The following is a 22,842-nucleotide window of genomic DNA, read 5'->3' as shown; positions in this document are numbered from 1 at the left end:
AGCATAGGAAAATTGTCTAAACTTCCTTATTCATATATTGAATTATATTTATAGCTTGTTCTATTTCTTCTTGTCTTGCCTCAGATATTCTTGCAAGCTCTTCAGGATAGATTTTACATAAATCATCTAACTCATTTATGTATCCTTCCTTTACAAGAAGATTAATTACATTAAAAGGTATTACCGTAATATTAATAGATACTAATTTATTGTATATAGTATATGTAACGGCACCTTTACATTCAGGATTTTCGCATTTACCAAATTCACCTAAATCCTTAACGCTCAATTGAGTTCCACAACTTGGACAAAAATCTGGTATAGAAATTAAAGCATTTTTATTATTTTGTGATAACTGCTCATCCTTCATTATGATAGGTTCTTCACCTTCCTGTACACCAACTAATACCACATCATTAAGTCTTAGGTATAGCTCTTTTAATTTTCTAGGATCTTTTATGGAAATAGTATTTACAGTTCTTTTTGAAGTAACTATAGGATCTATTTCTAACATAGGAATTAAGGTTTTATTTTCATCTAATGAAAAATAAACATCTCTTACCCTTGTTTTGTGTACCTCACTTTTAAATTTAAACATGGTTTCAAAATTACTTTTACCATCTTTAACGCCAAGCTTCTCTCTTAGTTCCTGATCTAATATTTCCACTACTACACCTTTAAAATGGATATTATATTCATTTCTATTTAGTGAAGCCTCTTGCACGAAACTATATAAATCTTTCTCTACATTTTCTCTCTTACCACTAAAAGCTCTATATATAAATGGTATTCCTGTATCTATGTTCATAAGTTCTATTAATCTTATTTGTTCTTTTCTGTTTATTGGCATTCCCTGTTTAAATATTTTTATAGGAATAAGCATTATATATTCAAGATACTGTTCAAGTTCATTATTCTTAAATAAGTCCCAAATAGCATCTTTTGGCCCCTTATATTTCTTTCCTTTTATATTTCTTAGAACCTCTAAATTCTCTTTACTTATTAAAGCTTTTAAAAGAAGAGCAACTTCTCCGTCTCTCTTAAATATATCAATCGGTTCCATGTTTTGGAATATATCAGATACATCTTCATAAGTATCTTCTTCTGTTTTATAAAAAGCTTTATCTACTATACCCATAGTTAAGTTAGTAAATACAGATACTCCTTCATATTTAACAGTAGCTACAACCTCTGAAAAATCCTTTTCTCCCTTATAGATATTTCTTATGAAACTTTGAAGACTTTTTGATTCTTCTATTCCTGTATCTTCAAAACTTTCTTTAAGGAAATAGCATTCTTCTACTTCTGCTAAAATATTAGGATGACTTATTAAAAGATCACTAATATCCTTTTTAATAATATCCTTGTTTATTAAACATCCTTCAAGCTTTTCAGCTGTAAAATTTATTTTTGCTTTTGATGTTATATTTAAATTAGAGAAACTTATATTATTTTTTCTACCATCAAAAATTCTAGAACCTGTAATAAATATAGATGGATTGTTAACCCCTACATATTTTATATTTTTATCCTTATCGGACACCTCAAGATTGTTACATTCTACATTAACATATAAAATTTCCTCACAATTAGCTCTATGTTCTAAAGCATCTCTATACTCTTCTTGTGAGTGTACAGTTATTTTACCTTTAACTTCTTTTCTAATAGTTTTTACTTCACTTTCCTGTTTTTCTGGTGATTTTAAGTTCTTCTTAAATAAATGATTAAAGACACTTCCGATACCTTTGTTTTCCTTTATAGGCTCTTCTTTTCTATTTTCTTTTAATTTATTTGCCCTATTAAAGTCATAGTTATATGCAGTATTTTCTGTGTTTTGAGAAGTCTCAGTGCTTTTTATAATTGAGCTACCATTTGTATTTTCATCATTCTGAGGTAATTTTATTTTTTCTTCCTTAGAAATATTAACTGAATTTAAATTACACTCTTCCACTTTCTTATCTTCTATAATAGTTTTATTTTCTTGTTCATTTAAAACTTTAGATTCTTTAGGCTTAGTTTTAAGCTTGATATCCTTATTGCTTAAGTAGAAATTCTTTAAAGTCTCTACTATACTTGGATCCGTTATAAATTCACTAATTTTATTTATATCAAACTCATCTTCTATTTTTTCATCTTCCACTTGTTTATTTAAACTTTGTTTACCTAAATCGGCTTTCTCTACAGTCTCTTTTTTTATTTCCTCTATTTCTTCTTTAACCTTTACTTCTTCTACAATTTCATTTTGGATATCTTCATTTATTAGATTTACTTTTTCATCTAGACACTCTTTATTATCTAATATGCTAGAATTTAAATTGAAAGGTTTTTTCATAAGACCGATTCTCTGTTTATCTACTTTAGAATCTTCAGGAGAAACTGATTTTTCTCCAAGTGAAATTCCACTTCCTATATTAGCCTTAATTAATGAAGGTTTAATTCCTTCATTGAGTTTAGCTACATGATTTTCTTTTATGGGATTACCCGCATTAAGATTTAGATTGATGTTTAAAGAAGATTTTGTACTTTGTAACTTCTTATCATTAAGTCCAGTAGATGGTTTAGAAAGTCCTCCGCCCATGCCAACAATTCCATTACCTATAGATGTCTTTACACTTTCTTTATTTGATTCTTTACTTAATAATCCTCTTGAAATTCCACCTATTAATTCTGTTTGGGACTTATTTAGGGTATCGCTAGCAACTTCGCTTTCTGCCTCTTCTAAGTTATCTAATGAAGTTTCATTATTTTCCACAACTCCATTGTCTGTTTCGACATAATTTGACTCATTATGGTTTACTGTATAATTTTCTTTTTCATCAACATGGTTATTTTCAGTTAAGTTTTCTTCTCCACTTATATGATTATTTTCAGTTAGAACTTCTTCTTTAGCAAGCTCATGTATGGATGAGTTTTTTTCTTTATGTTCTTCATGTTTCCCTTCTACATTTAGAACACTCTTTAAACTCTCACTAATATTACTTTCTGAATTGTCAGTGAAAGGTTTTTCATTTAAAACACTATTACTTTCTTCTCTTCTCATAAGAACACTATTCTTTTTATGTATAACCCTATTTTGATCACTATCTTCCCTTGATTTTTCATTATCTTTTATAGGATTAAAACTTGTATTTATTAGAACGTTCTTAAGAGAGCTCTTTAAAAATTCTTCATCCACTCTTTTTAATTCTTCAATTTTCCCTAATTCTTCGTTGTATCCTCTTTGTTCTAGCCATCTTATAAGCTGACCATTTTGAAAATACTGAAGAATTTTCTCACTTTCATAAAAAGTTTGAAGCTCTTCTATGGTTCTAACAGGTTTGTTATCTTTTAAAAGCAACACAAACTTTATATTTCTCTTCCTCATTCCCCTGACCGTTCCTTTCTAAATATTTTACTTTTTATAATAGAATTTAATGTACTTTTTCGTCAAATAATGGTACATTTTCATGATAATTCTTCATATAAAACCATAATTCCATACATTATGTCTTATTTTTCTAGAGACATTATAGCATATTTTGTATGATTTAGATATAAAAAAGAGAACTTTAAATGTAAATTATTTAAAGTTCTCTTTTTATATATTTATTCCAATTAGTATAAATATGAAAAAGGTTTACTACATCCTGTTCATTATATAGAAGAATTCGTTGAATTTTTTCTCTAGGCATATTTTTAAAATAATCTTCTTTCTTAATTATTTTATTTATAGTTTTAGCAAGATTCATACCACTAATGGGTTCACCTTCTCTTTGAATTTCAAATATCTTTTCTAATTTTTTAAGTCCTATACTTTCACCCTTATGACCTTCATAAACCTTTTGCAAATCTATATGCTTAAAGTACTTCCTTATATCTAACTTTATATTTTCTTCCTTAAATAGATAATCTATTACAATGCAATCGTTATTCCCCGAAAAGGTAACTAAATATTTTTTACCAAGGTCTTTTTTTACATGTTTTAAATAATTATAGGCCATGTGTACGATTTCATGAGCTTCCTCTTCATTTTCTATCATAAATTGTGTGAAAATAAGGGCATTGTCTATCTTACTATAAAAGCAAACTCCAAAAACACCAATGCAAATAGGATGCTTATAAACATAATGTTCTAAATCTAGAAACAGGGCTTTTTCATACAGGTTTTCTTTTTTATTAAATATAAGTACATCTTCTTCATTTATATCATTAACCTTTATTATTTTATTTTTACATATCATAATACCACTCTTTTCTAAAGCTTTTACTCTATTAGTATACTATAATTACATAATTTTATCAAAGCTCGCTTACATTGACTTTATAGCTGGAAGGTGATAGAATTTTCTTATGATATTGTGATAATAACTTTCATTACGAGGTGACAATTATGTGCATTTGCGACCTGAATTTAGGGGAAAAAGCTTTTATTTCCAGTATAGGTGGAAATGAAAAATTGGTTAAAAGACTTCAAGCCTTAGGATGTATTGAAGGAACTGAAATTTGCCTCTGTGCAAAAGCTCCTTTAGGCGATCCTCTAGTTTTAAATGTAAGAGGATTCAGTATAGCACTTAGAAAAAGTGATGCTAAAAATATCCTTATAAAGGAGGCTTAAAATTGAGAGTAGCTGCCTTAGTTGGAAATCCAAACGTTGGTAAGACGACTTTATTCAACTATTTGACCGGTTCAAAACAATATGTGGGAAACTGGGCAGGAGTAACTGTAGAAAAAAAAGAAGGATTCTTAACCAAAGACATTAAGATAGTAGACCTACCTGGCATATATGCCATGGATACATATTCTAATGAAGAGATTGTATCTAAAGATTTTTTAAAACATGAAGATGTAGATTTTATTTTAAACATTGTAGATGCATCTAATTTAGAGCGAAATCTATACTTAACTACAGAACTTAAGAAATTTAATAAGCCAATTATATTAATATTAAATATGATTGACGCTGCAGAGAATAAAGGAATATACATAGACTATAATAGATTAGAGGAAAGTTTAGGTGTAACTGTCATACCTATAATAGCTTCTAAAAATAAAGGAATAGAAAAATTAATAGATGTTGTAGAAAATAACACTTTTAAAGATATTTCTTATATGAAGCTTAAGCACTTTCCACATGAAAAAGAAACTTATACTTATATTGAAGAACTTTTAAAGAATTGCATAACCTTAAAAAGTAGTACAAAAACTAATATAACAGAAGTCATAGACAAATTTGCTTTAAACAAATATCTAGCATTTCCAATTTTCTTTTTAATTATGTTTTTAATATTTATGTTTACTTTTAACTGGGTGGGACAACCTTTGTCAGATTTATTAGATGAAGGTTTAAATGAAGTTCTAATACCATTTATGCATGGGAAACTGGATGGATATAATCCAGTTGTATCTTCTCTTATAATTGATGGAATAATATCTGGAGTTGGTTCTATTTTAGTATTTGTACCTATTATAGTATCACTATTTTTAGGCATTTCTATATTAGAAGATAGTGGATACATGTCAAGGGCTGCACTTATTATGGACAAGTTAATGAGAAAAATGGGCCTATCGGGAAAAGCCTTTATTCCTATGATTGTTGGTTTTGGGTGTTCAGTTCCTGCTATTATGTCAGCTAGAACCCTAGAGAGTGAAAAAGATAGGAAACTTACGGCCCTTTTAGTACCACTAATGTCCTGTAATGCAAGACTTCCAGTATACGCTTTATTTACTTCTGTATTTTTTCCTTATAAAGGTACTTTAATTGTTTTTTCTCTGTACCTATTAGGAATACTGCTCTCCTTCTTAATAGGTATATTGTTTAAAAATACTATATTCAAAAAAGACGAAGAGCCTTTTATTATAGAACTTCCGGACTACAAGCTTCCAGAACCTAAAAACCTTTTTCTACACACTTGGGATAAAGGAAAAGGTTTCATAAAAAAGGCTGGAACTATTATATTTGCTTTATCTGTTTTAGTCTGGCTTTTATCTAATTTTAATTTTACCGGTATGACGGATATTAATAATAGTTTTCTCGCATCTATTGGAAAATTTATAAATCCTATATTTGTTCCTTTAGGTTTCGGAATTTGGCAAAACTCCGTATCACTTTTAACTGGACTTATGGCTAAAGAAGTAGTGGTAAGTACTATGGAAATTATTTATGCTGGAAATTTAAAAGAGATATTACCTAACTTTTTTACCACAGCTTCAGCCATTAGTTTCTTAGTATTTATACTTTTATATACCCCTTGTGTTTCAGTTATTGCAACCATGAAAAAGGAATATGGAACGAAGATGGCCATCTTTTCAGTATTATATCAATTTATACTTGCTTGGATAGTTTCCTTTATGGTCTATAACCTATTTTACTTTGTTATATTATAGTAGGCTCTCTCAAACTAAAATAATTTAAAGAGGGTGTTATTAATGGAATATATTATTATCGGAGCTATAGTGCTCCTTGCAATTTATATTATAGGAAAACAAATTAAAAACCAAATAACAGGCAAAGGCTGTGGCTGCTCTGGTGGATGCAGTGGTTGTAGCGGTTGTGATTCAAAAGGTTCAAATGAATCTAATGTAATAAATTTTGTTTCAAAAAAAGAAGCTATGGAAAAAAATCAAGAACAAAATAAACAAGATAAATAATTAAAAGAGGCAATCATAATTTATGATTGCCTCTTTTGTATTACAAATTAAAATATACTACAGATAAAAAGGTAAGAAATTTAATATGTATCCTTTATTAAAAAATCTATTTCTTCCCCATTATGATTTCCTTTTAATATGCAATCTATTGCTCTAGATGCAGCCTTTTTTGAAATACTACTAAGGTTAGATTTTAATGTGATATTATTTTTCTTTGCAAGTATATTTATATATCTAAGCTGATTTTTTGTAATGCTTGGCTCTTTTATAATGCTAGGATCCGTATCTATCTTATGTAGTAGATTAAACAAAATAGGAAGATTTAAAACATCCTCATAGTTATGAAGCATTATAGTATCTCTTATTTCCTCATTATTAGTATATAAATATTGCTTATACAATTGGGCACTAAGTCCCCCGTCAATTTGATCTTTTCTCTCTATACCTAAATATTTTTCAATGGTTTTAAGATTACATCTCTGAAGTCCAAATTGAGTATAATAAGGTTTTATAAGCCTATAAAGATCTATATGATTTTCTGGTGCAGTAAAATCTATATGATGAATCTCCATTTTCTTTTTAACATAAGGCTCATCAAAAGCTATTCCATTATAAGAACACCAAAAATTAAATCCGCTAATATCCTTTTTAAGTTCCTGCATTATGCTCTCTTCATCTTCAACGTATTCTGCATAGTATTGCTTTATATAGAATTTCTCCCTATCTAAATAATATCCTAGTGAAACTAACATTATAACATCTGAAACTTTATTAAATCCCGTAGTCTCAATATCAAAAAAAGCTACATTTTTTAAACCATACTTATCATATACCTCATCTGGTACTAATAAGTCTGTTTTATATTCTCGAATATACATTACTTTCCTCCAAACTAATTAGGTCATCAATAGTATATTATACACCAAAAAAAAATTCATGAGTACACTTTTTTTAATAAAACCGTTAATCCATAAGACTAACGGTTTTATTTTTATTAAATTATTATATTACATTTCTTGAACTACACCAATTCCTAATAACTTAAGAGCATTTTCTATAACTTGACAGGTACTCTCTACCAATTCAATTCTTGCATTTTTAAGTTTTTCATCTTCTGTATTTGCAATATTATGGCTGTTATAGAACTTATTAAAATACTTAGCAACATCTAAAACATATCTTGAAATTACACTAGGCTCTAACTTGTCTGCAGCGTAATTTATAGCCTTAGAGAAATTAGATAATTGTTTTACAAGTTCAAACTCTTCTTTACTGTTTAATAGGCTAAAATCTGCCTCTACGCTTGATTTTGAAACTTTATTTAATATGCTTTTTCCACGAGCATAAGTGTACTGTACATATGGAGCTGTTTCACCATCAAAGCTTAACATTTCCCCCCAATTAAATACTATATCCTTTTCTCTTGAATTTTTAAGATAGGTAAATATTACTGAACCTATTCCAATAGTCTTCGCAGCTTCTTCCTTATTCTTAAGGTTTGGATTTTTTTCATTTATAATCTCTATAGTTTTATCTATAGCACCTTTTAATAGTTCTTCAAGAAGAATTACATCACCTTTTCTTGTAGAAAGCTTTTTATCTGCAAATCTTACAAGACCAAATGGAACATGTATACAGTCATCTGCCCAATCATATTCCATTAGTTTTAATGTAGTGAATATTTGTTTAAAATGAAGACTTTGGTCTTTTCCAACTACATAAATATTCTTATGAAAATCATATTCATCTTTTCTGTATTTTGCAGCTGCAAGGTCACGAGTCGCATATATAGTTGCACCATCTGATTTTTTAATTATACATGGTGGCATATTGTAATCATCAAGCATAACAACCTTAGCACCATTACTATCTGTAAGTATGCCTTTATCTTCTATAGCCTTAGTTATAACAGGCATCTTATCACTATAAAAACTCTCACCAGCATAAGAGTCAAACTCTACACCTAATAAATCATAAACTTTTGCGAACTCTTTTAAACTTAAGTCCTTAAATTTCTTCCAAAGACCTACTTCAAACTCTTTTCCATCTTCTAGATTTTTAAAGTGTGCTCTTGCTTCTGTTTCTAATTCAGGATTTTCTTCTGCAGCATCATGGAATTTAACATAAATTCTTAAAAGTTCTGGTATAGGATCTTTTTCTAACGCTTCTTCATCTACCCATCTTTTATAAGCAGAAATCAATTTACCAAATTGCGTTCCCCAATCTCCTACGTGGTTTATTCTTGTACAGTTATATCCTTGAAATTTTAAAATTTCATAAAGAGAGTGACCTACAGCTGTACTAAATAAATGCCCAACATGAAATGGCTTTGCAATATTAGGAGATGAGTATTCTACTATTACATTTTTACCTTCTCCAACTTTACATGAACCATAAGATTCTTTTTCTTTTAATATCTTCTCAATAGTATTTTTTGAAAATATCTCTTTGTTTACAAAAAAGTTTAAATATGGTCCAACATTCTCTATCTTATCTATACCCTCAATTTGTAACTTTTCCTTTAAATCTGCAGAGATTAAATTAGGTGCTTTTCTTAAAGTTTTTGCAAATTGGAAACAAGGAAAAGCATAATCGCCCATTTCTGATTGAGGTGGAATTTCAATTAATTTTTCTATATTCTCTATATCTACTTCTACTAATTTACTAACTTCTTGTGCTATAAGTTTTTTATAATTCATAGTATTACCTCCTTAGGTTGTGTAATTAATCTTACTTCTAGTCTAAAAATGAGTAAAGTCAGGACCACCCGTAAAACGGGTGGCTTGCTTTAGCCCTATAAGGGCATATTACTGGCTGTGCTACTCGCACATTGAACGGCTTGCCAACCGCAAAATTTTTACAGGCTACCCCTAAAAGGGGTATTATTTTTTGCCTTGTTTTACTGGCTTACCCGTAAACGGGTCTATATATTCTTTTAAACTCATCTGTTCATATGCTATATCTTCTTGTATCTGATTCTTTATATATTCCTCTATAACTTTTTTATTTCTACCAACTGTATCAACATAATAACCCTTACACCAAAATTGTCTATTTCCATATTTATATTTTAAATTTGCATGTCTATCAAATATCATCAACGAACTTTTTCCTTTTAGATATCCCATAAATTGAGATACACTTAGTTTTGGTGGTATACTTACAAGCATATGTATGTGATCTTTGCACGCATTTGCTTCAATTATTTCTACTCCTTTATGTTCACATAGCTTTCTTAATATTTGTCCTATATCTGCTTTTATCTTCCCATATATTACTTGTCTCCTATACTTAGGTGCGAAAACTATATGATATTTACAATTCCACTTGCTATGTGCTAAACTACTATTATCCATATTGGATATACCTCCTTTGTTTAATGATTGTGGTCGGCAAACCTACTTTCATTTTACATTGGAGGTTTTATTTTTTCTACTCATAGCTAAAAGCTTTTTAGAACCACAGGTATAACCTGTGGTATTCATAATACAAAAAAAAAAACTCATCTCTATAATAAAATAGAGACGAGTAAATCGCGGTACCACTCTAATTGAACATAATATAAATTTATTATAGTTATGTTCCTCTCAATAATCTAACGCTAAATGCGACGTACTTTACTTAAGTTTTACCTATTTCAAGTAGTTTCTCCAAGGCTCTCTTCCTATTTTATAGACCTACAGACTCTCACCATACTCTGCTCGCTTAAAGTCATCTAAAAAAGTACTTTCCTTTTCATTGAATTTATCCTTTATTCTATTACTAATTATTATAGTATTAGAATTTCTCTTTTGTCAACCTTATTTTATAACTAATTTTATATTATAAATCTATATTTTTTGAAGTATTTTAACTTCATAAGCTTTTAATTTTATTTCTCCCCCAACACCCTCAGAAGTTACCATGTCTTTAAATTTTTTATCTCCAAGGTCCACACTCTTTTCATCTTTCGTAAAATTCGATATAAATACAAATTCATTTTCCTCATCATAACGTGTTTGAGCTGTAACACCACAAGGTAAATCACTCTCTAGTACTCTCTTTAACTTTATGTCTTTTGAGATACTATTATAGAAATCTATAAGGAATTCTTCGTTATTTCTAAATGCTATATAATATGCCTTACCAGATCCAAACTCATTTACAGTAAGTGCTGGTCTTCCTGCATAGAAATCTTCCTTGTATGTTGCAAGTACCTTTGCTGTTTCAGCATGAATTAAATCACAGAAAACCTTAGCTTCATATTCATTTTGAATTAGAAGTGGAGTTCCACCCTCAAATTTCACATAATTTACATCATCATCATATAAAACATCTAATTCTTCTGACCAAATTCCAGTAACTTTTCTAAGCGGACCTGGGAAACCACCAAGGAAACATAAATCATTTTCATTTACTATACCGCTCCAGTAAGTTGTAACAAAAGTTCCACCCCTTTTAACAAATTCCTCTATTCTCCCTCCTACTCCTGGTCTTACCATATATAACATAGGTGCAATAAGGATTTTATACTTAGAAAAATCTACATCCATATTTATTACATCTACAGGTATACTCATTTCCCAAAAAGCCTTATAATGTTTTTGGCAAGTTTCAAAATAATCCTTTTTCTCTACCCTTGGACCTTGTGCATCATCTAATGCCCAGAAATTTTCCCAATCATATATAACAGCTACCTCTGCATCCACTGATGTTCCAATTACAGGAGAAAGTTTAGATAATATATTTCCTACATCTGAAACATCTTTAAATACTCTTGTATTTTCATGTCCACAATGATCTACAACTGCTCCGTGGAACTTTTCAGATGATCCTCTGCTTTTTCTCCACTGAAAATATTGTACAGTGTCAGATCCATGAGCTATAGCTTGAATGGAAGAAAGTACATGCATACCAGGACGTCTTAACTTAGCCACTGATTGCCAATTTGTTGCACTTGGAGAGCTTTCCATTAAAATAAATGGTTTTCCTCCTTTTAATGATCTATTTAAATCATGTATAAATGCCCTTCTACTAGCTTCAAGCGAGTCTGGACGCTCTCCATGCCAATATGGATAGTTATCCCAAGATACTACATCAACATGAGGTGCAAATTTCCAATAGTCTATTCCCTCATTAAGATTTACGTATTCATCAAAATTCGTAGTTACAGGTATATCCGGAGTTATTTCTCTTAAGGGTTTAATTTCATTTTTATAAAAATCTATTACTTGGTGGGATGTAAACCTCTTCCAATCTAAATTAAGCCCGTGTAGATAGCTTTCTCCACGTTGTGATGGAGACTCAATTTGCGACCAATCAGTATATGTATGACTCCAAAACTTTGCCCACCACTGCTTATTTAATTTATTAAGATCATTATTATACTTATCTTTTAACCATGATCTAAAAGCTTCCTGACAGTATTCACAATGACAGTCTCCGCCAAATTCCTTAGATACACCGTACTCGTTAGATACGTGCCACATAATTAATGCTGGATGATCTTTATATCTTTCTGCAAGTTTTCTATTAATTATTCCCGTTTTTTCACGATACACTGGAGATGTATAACAATGATTATGTCTTCCACCTTGAAGATTACGAGCTCTATTATCTTGAACTCTTAAAACTTCTGGATATTTAGCTGACATCCAAGCTGGTCTAGCTCCACTTGGAGTTGCTAGAATTACATGTATATCATTTTTATGCATAGTATCCATGATTTCATCTAGCCAGCCAAACTCAAATCTGCCTTCTTCTGGTTCTAAAGCTGTCCATGAAAATATTCCAACGGCTACAACATTACAACCTGCAAGTTTCATAAGTCTTACATCCTCGTTCCAAATCCCAGGAACATCTATCCACTGCTCTGGATTGTAATCTGCCCCATGCAATACTCTATTAACTTTTTTACTTATTGGTCCATAATTAGTCCTCATGATCAAACCCCCATAACGTATACTCTTAATGATTTATATTTAATACTATATTAAATATAGAAAACCTTTTCTTATGCGATTTACATACTTAGAAGTTAGTTTATCTATTTGTATTATATCAGATACCCTGGATAGTTGTAAGAACTTTTTAATTAATCATAAAACTCGCTTCTATCTTAAATATGAGTGAGTTCTAAATAATCATCTCTTATGAAAAATCCAAAAAGGACTACCGTTTTCCCCTGCATTCTTAGAACTTTCATTAAAAATGATATCAGGTTCCCATGCCTTTTTTGAATTATTAATACTGGAGGGATCATGAATAAGTATTTTATTATCTTCTGTTATACCTATAAGCACAATAAAATGACCTTCAGAAGCGATTTCCCCTTTATCTAAACTAACAATAGCTACTTTCCCTTGTTTTAGAGAATTCAATATTTCATTTTTATTTTTTCTACTTACTTGCCTTACATTAAGCCCAAAGGCTTTTCCTCCCTCTGTCATCAATGACCAATATGAACCATTTCCTTCTGCCCTATGTCCATTTTCTACTGACCAATCTGCAACAGCTTTAGGTGTTATATCTTTCCTTCCTGTAATCCCTGATATAACCATGGCTAAGCTTGTTGGTCCACATCCTGAACTTCTTATAGTGCCTTTTTTACCATATAGTTTATTCCCCCACCTTTTATCTCTTTGACTATAATATGGAATTTTGTCATTACCCATAGAATATTCTTTAAAATAGAAACTTTTTATTAATAAACAAAATAATGCTATAAAAGATATCAACACTACCCCTAAAACTTTTGTACGGTTTATTTTCATATTCAATCCCCCTAAATTCTAAACAAAATATATATTGTAAACCTATTCTACATATAGGTTACTCTCATTTTGAAATATATTCTAGTAACAAAATGACTACACTAATTTAAAGCTTATATTTTTTAACAAAAAACTTACAGAATTTAAATAGCTATAGATTAAATTTGCTACTAATTCTGTAAGTTTTTATAATTTATTTATATAGCTTTATATAAGTTTATTACAATATGATATTTTTAATGTTGCATATGTTTTTCATTATATTTTTCTAAAACTTTTCTAAACTCACTTCCATTTCCAATGGATGAATACTTAGGTTTTCCGTGATCTTCATCTACCCTATAGGCAAAAGCATTATCTGAATCCATTTCTGATACTATAATATATTTGAAACTATCAACTTGAATTGTATCTACTAATTCTAATTCCACAGTTTTACCTTGAGCATTTTCTACAGTCATAAATGGTTTACTCATATTATATTTCTCCTTTGTTTTTTATTTTACAAATATATTTTGTGCAAAGTATATGTTTTTATTAATAGAAAATTTTAAAAGTATAAAAAATACGTATCTATAAATACTAATCATGTAAAATTAAATTTATAGTGAAAATTATACCAAAAAACTATTTACAAAGGAAAATTATTATTATATAATATAGTTAACAAATTGATACTTAGTCTTAACTGATTATTTAATCATTTGTTTACTTAATAAACTACGAGTTTATGGTATAATTAAACAAAAACTCAAGGAGGTTTTAAATATGGAAAAGGTTCAAGTTTATACTTCAGACACATGTCCACATTGTGTAACCGCAAAAGAATATTTAAAACAAAACAATATAGAATTTGAAGAAAAAAATATTAAAGAAGGCCAATTTAGAAAAGAATTAATGGCCATGGGCTTTATGAGTGTGCCTGTAATCCTAATCGGAGAGGAACAAATTCTTGGTTTTGATAAAGCAAGAGTTGACTCTTTATTAGGACTATAATAAATAAATTTCCCTATATAATGTATCCCGATTTAAAATGTATCCCCAATAAAAAGACTATTAAAGATTTTCTTTAATAGTCTTTTCCCTTACCCACCTAAAGTTACATCCTGGCTTTGGTACCAATCTATGGCATTGTATATATGTTGGGGTTTAAAATCTGGCCAGTACTCATCGACTATATAAAAGTCTGAGTAAACAGATTGTACGGGTAAGAAACCGCTAAGCCTTCTACGTCCACCCCATCTTATAATTAAATCTATCCTTGAAATCTCCTTAGATTGAATATTTCCATATATATCTTTCCTGTTAGTAAACTTTCCTTTACTAAGTGAATATAAATCCCAATTCCATCCGTAATTTACAAGGAAATTAATCTTAACTTTATTCTCTGAAACCTCATGTCTTTTCGTGTAAGGAGTTAACTGCTCCGGAAACATTGGAGAGTTTGTATCCCCTATAACTAAAAGAGAAACATCATCATCTTTTATTAAATTCACAGCTTTTATACAGGCATTTGTAAAAGCTTCACATTGTTCCTTGGGTCTTTTGGTATTGTCTGTTGTAAAACCATAATATGTTATCTCTTGAACTCCCATGTCTTTTAAAATTTTTACTGCTGTAAGACCTGGCATCAGTCCATTTTCATATCCCCTATCTTTAGTTAAACCATTGCATTGTGCCCAACGTCTATTTCCATCTGGAATTATTCCTACATGTTTTGGTATTCTCATGCTTCTCACTCCTCTAGATATCATACCTATATTATTCCATGTTTTGTATTTATAATACCTGGAGGAGAATTTTTTTAAATATATTCTTCTTTGTACTCTTCTATTATAGAATAAGTCTTTGATAACTCTTCATAATATAAATTAATCAGCTCATTTAAATCTTCTTCCATATCTTCTTTATATTTTATTTTAAATTCAAATGTCGGATTGTAAGTATCTTCTACTTCCTCTACAGATAAATAACGCTCCTTTAAGTTATCTAAATCTATATGATCATAAATAGCATTAAACTCCCAATCTTCCACATCTCTATCAGTACTCAATAAGAGATAGACATTAATTGAATCATTATCTCTTACTCCATAAAAGCCCTTAACTAAATCAGCATTTTCTATCTTGTAATTATCTATTTCTTCTAAAAGGTTTCCATCTAAATCCTTCTCTATAAGCATTATTGTACATTCTTCCATATTTCATCCTCTTTTCATCATTATTCTAAGTTAAAGACATTTTAACATAATTCTTTTTAAAAGTGAATTATATAGTACAATTCTATTAACTACTTTAACGCTGCATTTTTACTAAATAAAGCATATGTAAAAGCAGTTACAGGAATTGCAAAAATAAATCCTAATATACCAGATACAACTCTTAAAATTTCTACAACTAAGGCTTCTCCATTTACTCCTTGTAATATAGACATGTTATTAGAGACCATAAGTACAATAATAGTCTGTAATGCTGCCCCTAAATATGCCAATATTAAAGTGTTAGAAATACTTCCAATAGAACTTTTCCCTTCTTTAAAACCAACTTTTAAAAGCTCTCCAAATTTAATATTTAAAGTTTCCATTTCTGCATTTCTCATAGCTTTAGTTATGTTTAAACTTATATTCATCATGGCCCCTAGGGATCCTATAATAATACCTCCAAAAATTATACCTATGAAATTTATTTCCTTGCCTCCATACATTATCATTTGCACTTCTCCATTAGGTATTCCTGTTAGTTTACATAAATATTGAAAAATAAATACTAAAGCACCACCAAGAATCATTCCACCTAAAGAACCTATCATTGTAGATACAGACTCTCTATTAAATCCCCAAAGAATCAAAGATATTATGCATATTAAAAATAAACTACTAATAAATATTACTAATATATGATTATATCCTTTAAGTAAGTAGTAGGGAATTATTTTAAGTATGATTGGAAGTATAAGTATTAATGATATAAAAGTTTTTACTCCATTTCTTCCTCCAAATAAAAATAATGCGAAAAAGAATATAAGTACTAAAATTATTAAATATCCACTTCTATCAAAATCATGTATATAAGCTTTTTCTATATTTCCCCCATTTGTTTCATGTATGGATAAAAATACCCTATCTCCACCTTTAATTACATAACTATAGGGGTTACTATAATCGTAGTTATTTTGTATACCCAATACTTTTCCTTTTAAGTTACCGTTAGTTACCATGACCTCAATATTTTGAACACCTTTTTTCTTTTCATAGGTATTTTCAAGATAAGTGTATTCTTCCCTCTTAACCCCCATAACCTTGCCTTTATAAATTCCAGCTGTAGCTGTATTATTCTCTATATTATGTTTAACATTTACTATTATATTTGGATTAATATAAAGTATACCTATAATAAAAGTAAGGCAAGCTAAAATTTTAAATATTCTTTTTCTAACCTTCGCTTTTTCCTTTTCTCGTTTTTGTCTTCTAGTTAAATTAGTAGAATTAAAACCTCTTTTTAAAAGTAACATTTCCTATTCCACCACCTATTTTACATTTAATGGGATATTACTATTCAATTATATACCATTTTGTATTTTTTTCCAATATATTTTTACCTTATATATAAAATAATTGTGGTGTGCGTATTGGCAATAAAAAAATCCTGTATTAGATACAGGATTTTTTGTTAAATGTTTTATGCATTTAAAAACCAAATAAAGAAATTAAGTACTGCTGCAAAAACACACCATAAAACATAAGGAATTAAAAGTAATGCTGCCTTTTTATTCTTTTTATAGAACTCAATTATGGTAAGTATAATAAATATTATAAGTAAAACTAATTGTAAAAAAGCTATAAATATTAAGCGTTTTTTCAAAAATATTATAGGCCATAAAAAATTTAAGAATAGTTGAATAAAAAATAAAGTTAAACCCTTATTTACATGTGCACCTTCTTCTTTAGATTTTAAAATATTATAGAGGGATATTCCCATTAAAAAATATAATATTGTCCAAACTATAGGAAATACAATATCTGGTGGAGCAAAAACTGGTCTTCTTAAAATTTTATAAAACCCTATATAATTTTTATTCATACTTGCACTAATAAAGCCAGTACCTAAAGTTATAATAATTGATAATAGAAAATAAAAAAGATTAAATTTCGAGGGTACTGAAAAAGTACCCTCCTAATCTTAATAGACATAACACTACAGTTTGTGTAGATGTTATGTCTATTTTTTAGTATAATTTTTATATTACTAATTTAAGCAGGTGATTTTATGTTAATGCATCAAAAGATGATATTAAGCGAATATGGTGATATATATGATAGGATTATCCCTAAAGATAATATGTTGAGAAGGATTAAAGAAATGGTAGATTTCTCATTCATCTACGATGAATTAGTTTCTACATATTGCAATAATAACGGTCGCGGAGCGATTGACCCAATAAGAATGTTTAAATATCTTTTACTAAAAACTATTTTCAATATTTCTGATGTAGATGTTGTTGAACGCTCTAAATATGATATGTCTTTTAAATATTTCTTAGATATGGCTCCGGAGGAGGATGTAATTAATCCAAGTTCTTTAACTAAATTTAGAAAGCTACGCTTAAAGGACACTAATCTAATGGACATGCTAATTTCTAAAACCGTAGAAATAGCATTGGAAAAGGAAATTATAAAATCAAAATCAATTATTGTTGATTCAACTCATACCAAAGCTAGATACAATCAAAAAACACCTAGGGAAGTTTTAATTGAACAATCTAAAAAACTTCGAAAGTCAGTTTATAACATTGATGAGTCAATGAAAGCAAGGTTTCCTAATAAAGTTAACAACGGTCTTCTTGAGGATGAAATAGAGTATTGTCAAAAACTTATATCAGTTATTGAAAAAGAAGAGGTCATTTCAAGTTATCCAGCTGTAAAAGAAAAATTAAATTTATTAAAAGAAACAATCGAAGATGATTTAGAGGTTTTGTCATTCTCTAAAGATGCTGACGCAAAAGTTGGACACAAAACTGCTGATACATCTTTCTTTGGGTATAAAACTCATATTGCAATGACTGAGGAACGTATTATTACTGCTGCTGTAGTTACTTCGGGAGAAAAACACGATGGAAAACAACTAAAATCACTTATTGAAAAGAGCGAAGCCTCTGGCTTAAACATAGAAAATATTATTGGAGATGCAGCTTATTCAGAAAAAGAAAATATAGAATATGTAAATGAAAGTGAAAAAAATCTAATTGCAAAGCTTAGTAAATCAGTATCTCATGGTAACAAAAGACAAACTAAAACGAAGTTTGAATATAATAAAGATGCAGATATGTATGCGTGTGAAGCTGGCCATATGAGTACTAAGAAAACTAGTACTAGACCTAAAAAACATGCCAAAGATGGACTAGGTACAGTAATTTCTTATTTTTTTGATGTTAAAAAGTGTCAGTGTTGCCCTTTAAAACAAGGGTGCTATAAAGAAGGTGCTAAAACTAAATCATACTCAGTTTCAATCAAAACGAATACGCATCAAAAACATATTGAATTTCAAGAAACTGATTTTTTTAAAGAAAAATCAAAAGAGAGATATAAAATTGAAGCTAAAAATAGTGAAATGAAACATAGACATGGGTATGATGTTGCGTCAGCCGCAGGTCTTGTTGGCATGCAAATGCAAGGTGCATTGACCATTTTTGCTGTAAACTTGAAGAGAATATTGACTCTAAGCAATCAGTAAATATACCCGATTAGGGTTTAATAATACAAAAAGACTCAAGCTCATACCACAAAATGGTATAAACTTGAGTCTTTTAAATTATGTAAAAAGTAAACCCCCGAAAAACTATAAGTTTTTCAGTGGTCTCTTAAATTTCCCCTTTTTCTTTTCCATAACTTCCTCCTTAATATCTAAGAATTGAATACTATTTTCTTATCATATAATTATACTAATATCTTATAGCATAATTAGAAAGAATATGCTTAAAAGAAAAAGCATATTAAAAATAATTCCATTTTGATCCTTTGTAAATAAAAAAATGGACAGCCAATTATCTAGGCTGTCCAACTAAATTTTAGCAGCAACAAGAGGAAAATCCAAATCTAGGTCTGCAAAAACAACAAATCAATAATATTATAATTAGGAAAAACCAGCAGCAAAACATCAATCTCTCCCCTTTCGATTTTTCAATTTTTCATCCTTTGTAAGTAACTTGTACATTACCATTATATTAGTCTTATCATAAAAGTGTTATTAAGTTTATTATAAATACTTGCTTATTTAAAATTAATCACAAAGATGATTAAGTTTCATAAAATATATTATAAGACTTTAACCACAGGCATTTTATGCTTATAGGAGGTAAAAGTATGAAACATTCTGATAAAATAAATCGATATAAAAGTTTTATAGCGGGAGTAAATTCTTTTGTACCCATACAAAATGGGGAGCTTATAAGAGAAATAAATTTTGATAATGCCGCCACTACACCTCCTTTAAAAACTGTCTTAAAAGAAGTTCAAAAATTTTCTCCCTATTATTCTTCCTATCATAGAGGAACTGGATATAAATCTCAACTTTCTTCAGCTTTATATGAAAATTCGAAGAATATAGTCTTGGACTTTGTAGGTGGTGATAGAAAGCGAGATGTAGTGATATATGTAAAGAATACTACAGAGGCTATCAATAAGCTTTCTAAGAGATTTAGATATAAAAATGAAGGTTCTATTATTTTAAGTACTACTATGGAGCACCATTCAAATGACCTTCCTTGGAGATCTGGATATGAGGTTTTTTATGTTGATATAGATGATAATAATAGATTAGATATAGATGACTTAGAATATAAGTTAAAAAAATTTCAGGGTATAGTTAAACTTGTTGCTGTAACTGGAGCATCTAATGTGACTGGATATGTTAATCCTGTATATACAATTGCTAGATTAAGCCATAGGTATGGAGCTAAAATTCTTGTAGATGGTGCACAATTAATTCCCCATTGTAAATTTGATATGAAACCACACGATGACCCTTCTCATATAGACTTTTTAGCATTTTCATCTCATAAAATGTATTGCCCCTTTGATATTGGTGTATTAATTGGAAGTTATGATGATTTTGTAGATGGGCCACCGGATCATCAAGGTGGTGGAACTGTAGATATTGTAACCCATAAGAAGATAACTTGGGCCGATCCCCCACATAAAGACGAAGCTGGTTCTCCTAATATAATAGGAGCATTTGCACTAGGTACAGCTATTAAAACACTAAACTATTTATCACTAGATTTTATAGATATGCACGAGAGGAAGTTAAAAGCACACCTATTATACGAACTAAAAGAATTAGAATCCGTTTCAATATATTGCGATTTTGATGTGGAAAATTCTGTGGGAATTGTACCCTTTAATATAGAAGGAATTCATCATGAAACACTTTCGAAAATTTTATCCTATGAATTTGGAATAGCGACTAGGAGTGGTTGTTTTTGTGCCCAACCTTATGTTCAGAGAATACTAAAAATATCTGAGGAAGATGCAGAAAGATATAGAAAAGAGAAGAAGAACCGACCAGGAATGGTTAGAGCTAGCTTTGGACTTTATAATACAGATTCAGATGTAGAAAGATTAGTAAACTCATTAATACTAATAATAAAAAATAAGAATTATTATAATGATAAGTACAAAAATAGTAACTTCTCTTACTTTTAATACTAAAACTAACCTCCAAAGTTAGAGGTTAGTTTTTATACCTAAAATAATGCCCTTATTGACTCCATAAATTCCTAATAGTATAATATTTAAGGACTCTGTATTTGGAAGGAGATTTTATATGAACTTCAATGAAAATTATGATAGTATTCTTGTACTTGAAGAACTTTTAAGAAAAGTATGTTTTGATATAAAGAAAAAAGGTAGAGAAATACTTAATGATTTTGATATAACTCCTCCTCAATTCGATGCTCTACAATGGATATTATGTAAAAAAGAAATTACTATAGGAGAACTAAGTTCCATTTTATATTTAGCTCCTAGTACTGTAACGGATTTAATTGACAGAATGGAAAAAAGCGAATTAGTCTATAGAGAAAAAGATGAAAAAGATAAAAGAATTGTAAAAGTTATTCCTTCTAAAAAAGGACATAACATTTTAGATAAAGTTTTAGAAGAAAGACGTACATATTTATCCAAAGCTTTAATTTCTATGAATGAGGAAGAGAAAGCTCAGTTCATAAAATATTTGAGAATTTTAGAAAATGAATAAAAAATAAAAAGGATAAACTTTTAATTTATCCTTTTTATTTAATATATAAGGAAATTTATATTTAATCATGTAACTGAATAAGACTCCATATAACCTTTTAATTTTTTCAAGGCCCGACTCTTTCTCTTTATAGCTGTACTATAATTTATATTATATTTTTCTGCATACTCCTTCAAACTAATTTCCTTTAAAAAAATTTCTTCTATTACGTTTCTATAATTCATAGGAAGCTTTTCTGTAAGTTTTATAACTAAATCACTTTCCTCTTTTTTAATACACTCTTCTTCTATATTTAAGTTACTTGGAAGCACCTCCATCAAAGATACACCATCACTATTCTCCCATTCTAAACTTCCCTCATAATTATCTTTTGCTCTTTTTCTTATTTCATAATTAAAAGCGTTATCAATAGCTCTTATTACATAGGTTGTAAAACTATTAGAATTAATCTTATATTTATCTATACAATTTAAAAGATATATATACGCAATCTGCATTAAATCATCCCTATCATAACCTTTTAAATAAACTTCTCCTGCTCTTTTTATTATGTAAGGTGTAAATCTATTAAGCAATTCTTCTATTGAACCTTTATCCCCTCGTTTTGATTGTATAACTAAATTTTCTATTTCTTGTTTTGAAGTTTTTCCCATAAAAAAGCCCCCTAACGAATATTAAAACATTTGTTCTGGTAATAAAATTATACCATGTTATTCCAATTCATACAAACAAATGTTCTAATATTATATATGTGTTTTATCGTTAGAAGGGACAAATATATATATATTTATTTTTTTATTTAACTTCGTCATATTCAACATCTACATAGTTAAATGATTGATTCTTTGATTTTTCTAAATTACTTTTTAAAATTTCTGCTTCCATATACGTTGTATTACCTATATTTTCTTTTAGATTATTAATTTCCTTTTCTCTATTTAACTTTTCCCTTTTAAATTTAAAATTTTTAAATCTCTTTTTGCTTCCTTCCCAAAGTTTATAAATACCAAATCCTAGTAGAAGGAGAATTCCGATGTTCAAAGCTGCTTTAAATAAAAAATTAAGTACAGCTACACCTAAAATAATGAGAAATATATACTGTAAATTTTTCTTCACATCTCTTACTCCTTTATTAAAACTATTTTCCATAGCATTCTCTCCTTATGCAATTATATGATATTAATTTCTTTTTTATATTGTATCATATATCA

The 22,842-nt window shown here is 29.0% G+C and carries 21 protein-coding genes and 1 other annotated feature; of the genes, 7 read left to right on the top strand and 14 right to left on the bottom strand.

Annotated elements, in window-relative coordinates; genetic code table 11:
• Nucleotides 1–16 precede the first annotated feature (16 nt).
• Entirely contained in the window at nt 17–3,364 is a 3,348-nt protein-coding gene (locus tag FGL08_RS04615) for an NAD-dependent DNA ligase (protein WP_138209660.1), read from the bottom strand.
• 199 nt (nt 3,365–3,563) lie between these two features.
• Nucleotides 3,564–4,220: a ribonuclease H-like domain-containing protein gene (locus tag FGL08_RS04610; RefSeq protein WP_138209659.1), complete on the bottom strand. Its 657-nt coding sequence runs from the start codon at nt 4,218–4,220 to the stop codon at nt 3,564–3,566.
• Nucleotides 4,221–4,369: 149 nt separating this feature from the next.
• On the opposite strand from FGL08_RS04610, the gene FGL08_RS04605 reads away from it, so the two are divergent.
• From FGL08_RS04605 to FGL08_RS04595, 3 genes are read left to right on the top strand one after another with little or no spacing between them, the layout of a single operon-like run.
• Nucleotides 4,370–4,594 (top strand): FeoA family protein, encoded by a 225-nt coding sequence (locus tag FGL08_RS04605; protein WP_138209658.1) that lies wholly within the window; start codon nt 4,370–4,372, stop codon nt 4,592–4,594.
• Nucleotides 4,595–4,596: 2 nt separating this feature from the next.
• The gene (feoB, locus tag FGL08_RS04600) at nt 4,597–6,363 is read left to right on the top strand and encodes a ferrous iron transport protein B (protein ID WP_138209657.1); all 1,767 of its coding nucleotides are present in this window, start codon (nt 4,597–4,599) and stop codon (nt 6,361–6,363) included.
• 42 nt (nt 6,364–6,405) lie between these two features.
• On the top strand, nt 6,406–6,627 hold the full coding sequence (locus tag FGL08_RS04595; protein ID WP_138209656.1) for a FeoB-associated Cys-rich membrane protein: 222 nt from the start codon (nt 6,406–6,408) through the stop codon (nt 6,625–6,627).
• 80 nt (nt 6,628–6,707) lie between these two features.
• Here the strand turns inward: FGL08_RS04595 and FGL08_RS04590 are convergent, their stop codons facing one another.
• From FGL08_RS04590 to FGL08_RS04565, 6 genes are all read right to left on the bottom strand, one after another.
• On the bottom strand, nt 6,708–7,505 hold the full coding sequence (locus FGL08_RS04590) for a ribonuclease H-like domain-containing protein (protein ID WP_138209655.1): 798 nt from the start codon (nt 7,503–7,505) through the stop codon (nt 6,708–6,710).
• 129 nt (nt 7,506–7,634) lie between these two features.
• Complete coding sequence (gene argS, locus FGL08_RS04585; RefSeq protein ID WP_138209654.1) at nt 7,635–9,326, bottom strand: arginine--tRNA ligase; 1,692 nt, start codon at nt 9,324–9,326, stop codon at nt 7,635–7,637.
• Between the two features lie 183 nt (nt 9,327–9,509).
• Entirely contained in the window at nt 9,510–9,983 is a 474-nt protein-coding gene (gene tnpA, locus FGL08_RS04580) for an IS200/IS605 family transposase (protein ID WP_138209354.1), read from the bottom strand.
• 161 nt (nt 9,984–10,144) lie between these two features.
• Nucleotides 10,145–10,375: a binding site (T-box leader), on the bottom strand.
• An 82-nt stretch (nt 10,376–10,457) separates the two neighbouring features.
• Nucleotides 10,458–12,548 (bottom strand): beta-galactosidase, encoded by a 2,091-nt coding sequence (locus tag FGL08_RS04575; protein ID WP_138209653.1) that lies wholly within the window; start codon nt 12,546–12,548, stop codon nt 10,458–10,460.
• A 201-nt stretch (nt 12,549–12,749) separates the two neighbouring features.
• On the bottom strand, nt 12,750–13,379 hold the full coding sequence (locus FGL08_RS04570; protein WP_138209652.1) for a C39 family peptidase: 630 nt from the start codon (nt 13,377–13,379) through the stop codon (nt 12,750–12,752).
• Between the two features lie 236 nt (nt 13,380–13,615).
• Complete coding sequence (locus tag FGL08_RS04565) at nt 13,616–13,855, bottom strand: DUF1292 domain-containing protein (RefSeq protein ID WP_138209651.1); 240 nt, start codon at nt 13,853–13,855, stop codon at nt 13,616–13,618.
• A gap of 292 nt (nt 13,856–14,147) precedes the next feature.
• Here FGL08_RS04565 and FGL08_RS04560 point away from each other — a divergent pair, with 292 nt between their 5' ends.
• Complete coding sequence (locus FGL08_RS04560) at nt 14,148–14,375, top strand: glutaredoxin family protein (RefSeq protein ID WP_138209650.1); 228 nt, start codon at nt 14,148–14,150, stop codon at nt 14,373–14,375.
• Nucleotides 14,376–14,464: 89 nt separating this feature from the next.
• On the opposite strand, the gene uppS is transcribed toward FGL08_RS04560, so the two are convergent.
• The 4 genes from uppS to FGL08_RS04540 all read right to left on the bottom strand — a co-directional run bounded on the left by uppS (nt 14,465) and on the right by FGL08_RS04540 (nt 17,494).
• A complete protein-coding gene (gene uppS, locus FGL08_RS04555) occupies nt 14,465–15,109 on the bottom strand; it encodes a polyprenyl diphosphate synthase (protein WP_138209649.1) in 645 nt (214 codons plus the stop codon).
• A 74-nt stretch (nt 15,110–15,183) separates the two neighbouring features.
• Nucleotides 15,184–15,579 (bottom strand): DUF6762 family protein, encoded by a 396-nt coding sequence (locus FGL08_RS04550; protein WP_138209648.1) that lies wholly within the window; start codon nt 15,577–15,579, stop codon nt 15,184–15,186.
• Between the two features lie 89 nt (nt 15,580–15,668).
• Nucleotides 15,669–16,889 carry a YibE/F family protein gene (locus FGL08_RS04545; protein ID WP_138209647.1) on the bottom strand — a complete coding sequence of 407 codons (1,221 nt, stop codon included), beginning with the start codon at nt 16,887–16,889 and terminating at the stop codon, nt 15,669–15,671.
• A gap of 167 nt (nt 16,890–17,056) precedes the next feature.
• Nucleotides 17,057–17,494 (bottom strand): TspO/MBR family protein, encoded by a 438-nt coding sequence (locus tag FGL08_RS04540; RefSeq protein WP_279232965.1) that lies wholly within the window; start codon nt 17,492–17,494, stop codon nt 17,057–17,059.
• 150 nt (nt 17,495–17,644) lie between these two features.
• Between FGL08_RS04540 and FGL08_RS04535 the strand changes: the two genes are divergently transcribed.
• The 3 genes from FGL08_RS04535 to FGL08_RS04525 all read left to right on the top strand — a co-directional run bounded on the left by FGL08_RS04535 (nt 17,645) and on the right by FGL08_RS04525 (nt 21,631).
• Nucleotides 17,645–19,108 carry an IS1182 family transposase gene (locus FGL08_RS04535; RefSeq protein ID WP_138208895.1) on the top strand — a complete coding sequence of 488 codons (1,464 nt, stop codon included), beginning with the start codon at nt 17,645–17,647 and terminating at the stop codon, nt 19,106–19,108.
• Between the two features lie 629 nt (nt 19,109–19,737).
• Nucleotides 19,738–21,078, top strand: a complete 1,341-nt coding sequence (locus tag FGL08_RS04530; RefSeq protein ID WP_138209645.1) for an aminotransferase class V-fold PLP-dependent enzyme — start codon at nt 19,738–19,740, stop codon at nt 21,076–21,078.
• Nucleotides 21,079–21,199: 121 nt separating this feature from the next.
• Nucleotides 21,200–21,631, top strand: coding sequence for a MarR family winged helix-turn-helix transcriptional regulator (locus FGL08_RS04525; protein WP_138209644.1), 432 nt, complete (start codon nt 21,200–21,202; stop codon nt 21,629–21,631).
• A 65-nt stretch (nt 21,632–21,696) separates the two neighbouring features.
• On the opposite strand, the gene FGL08_RS04520 is transcribed toward FGL08_RS04525, so the two are convergent.
• Together FGL08_RS04520 and FGL08_RS04515 are read right to left on the bottom strand one after the other, a co-directional pair.
• Nucleotides 21,697–22,284, bottom strand: coding sequence for a sigma-70 family RNA polymerase sigma factor (locus tag FGL08_RS04520; protein ID WP_138209643.1), 588 nt, complete (start codon nt 22,282–22,284; stop codon nt 21,697–21,699).
• Between the two features lie 142 nt (nt 22,285–22,426).
• Nucleotides 22,427–22,780 carry a hypothetical protein gene (locus FGL08_RS04515; protein ID WP_138209642.1) on the bottom strand — a complete coding sequence of 118 codons (354 nt, stop codon included), beginning with the start codon at nt 22,778–22,780 and terminating at the stop codon, nt 22,427–22,429.
• Between the last annotated feature and the right edge of the window lie 62 nt (nt 22,781–22,842).

The sequence above is a fragment of the Hathewaya histolytica genome, assembly GCF_901482605.1.
Classification (GTDB): domain Bacteria; phylum Bacillota; class Clostridia; order Clostridiales; family Clostridiaceae; genus Hathewaya; species Hathewaya histolytica.
The sequence above is the reverse complement of the archived record's forward strand: the minus strand, read 5'-3'. Positions and strand labels throughout refer to the sequence as shown.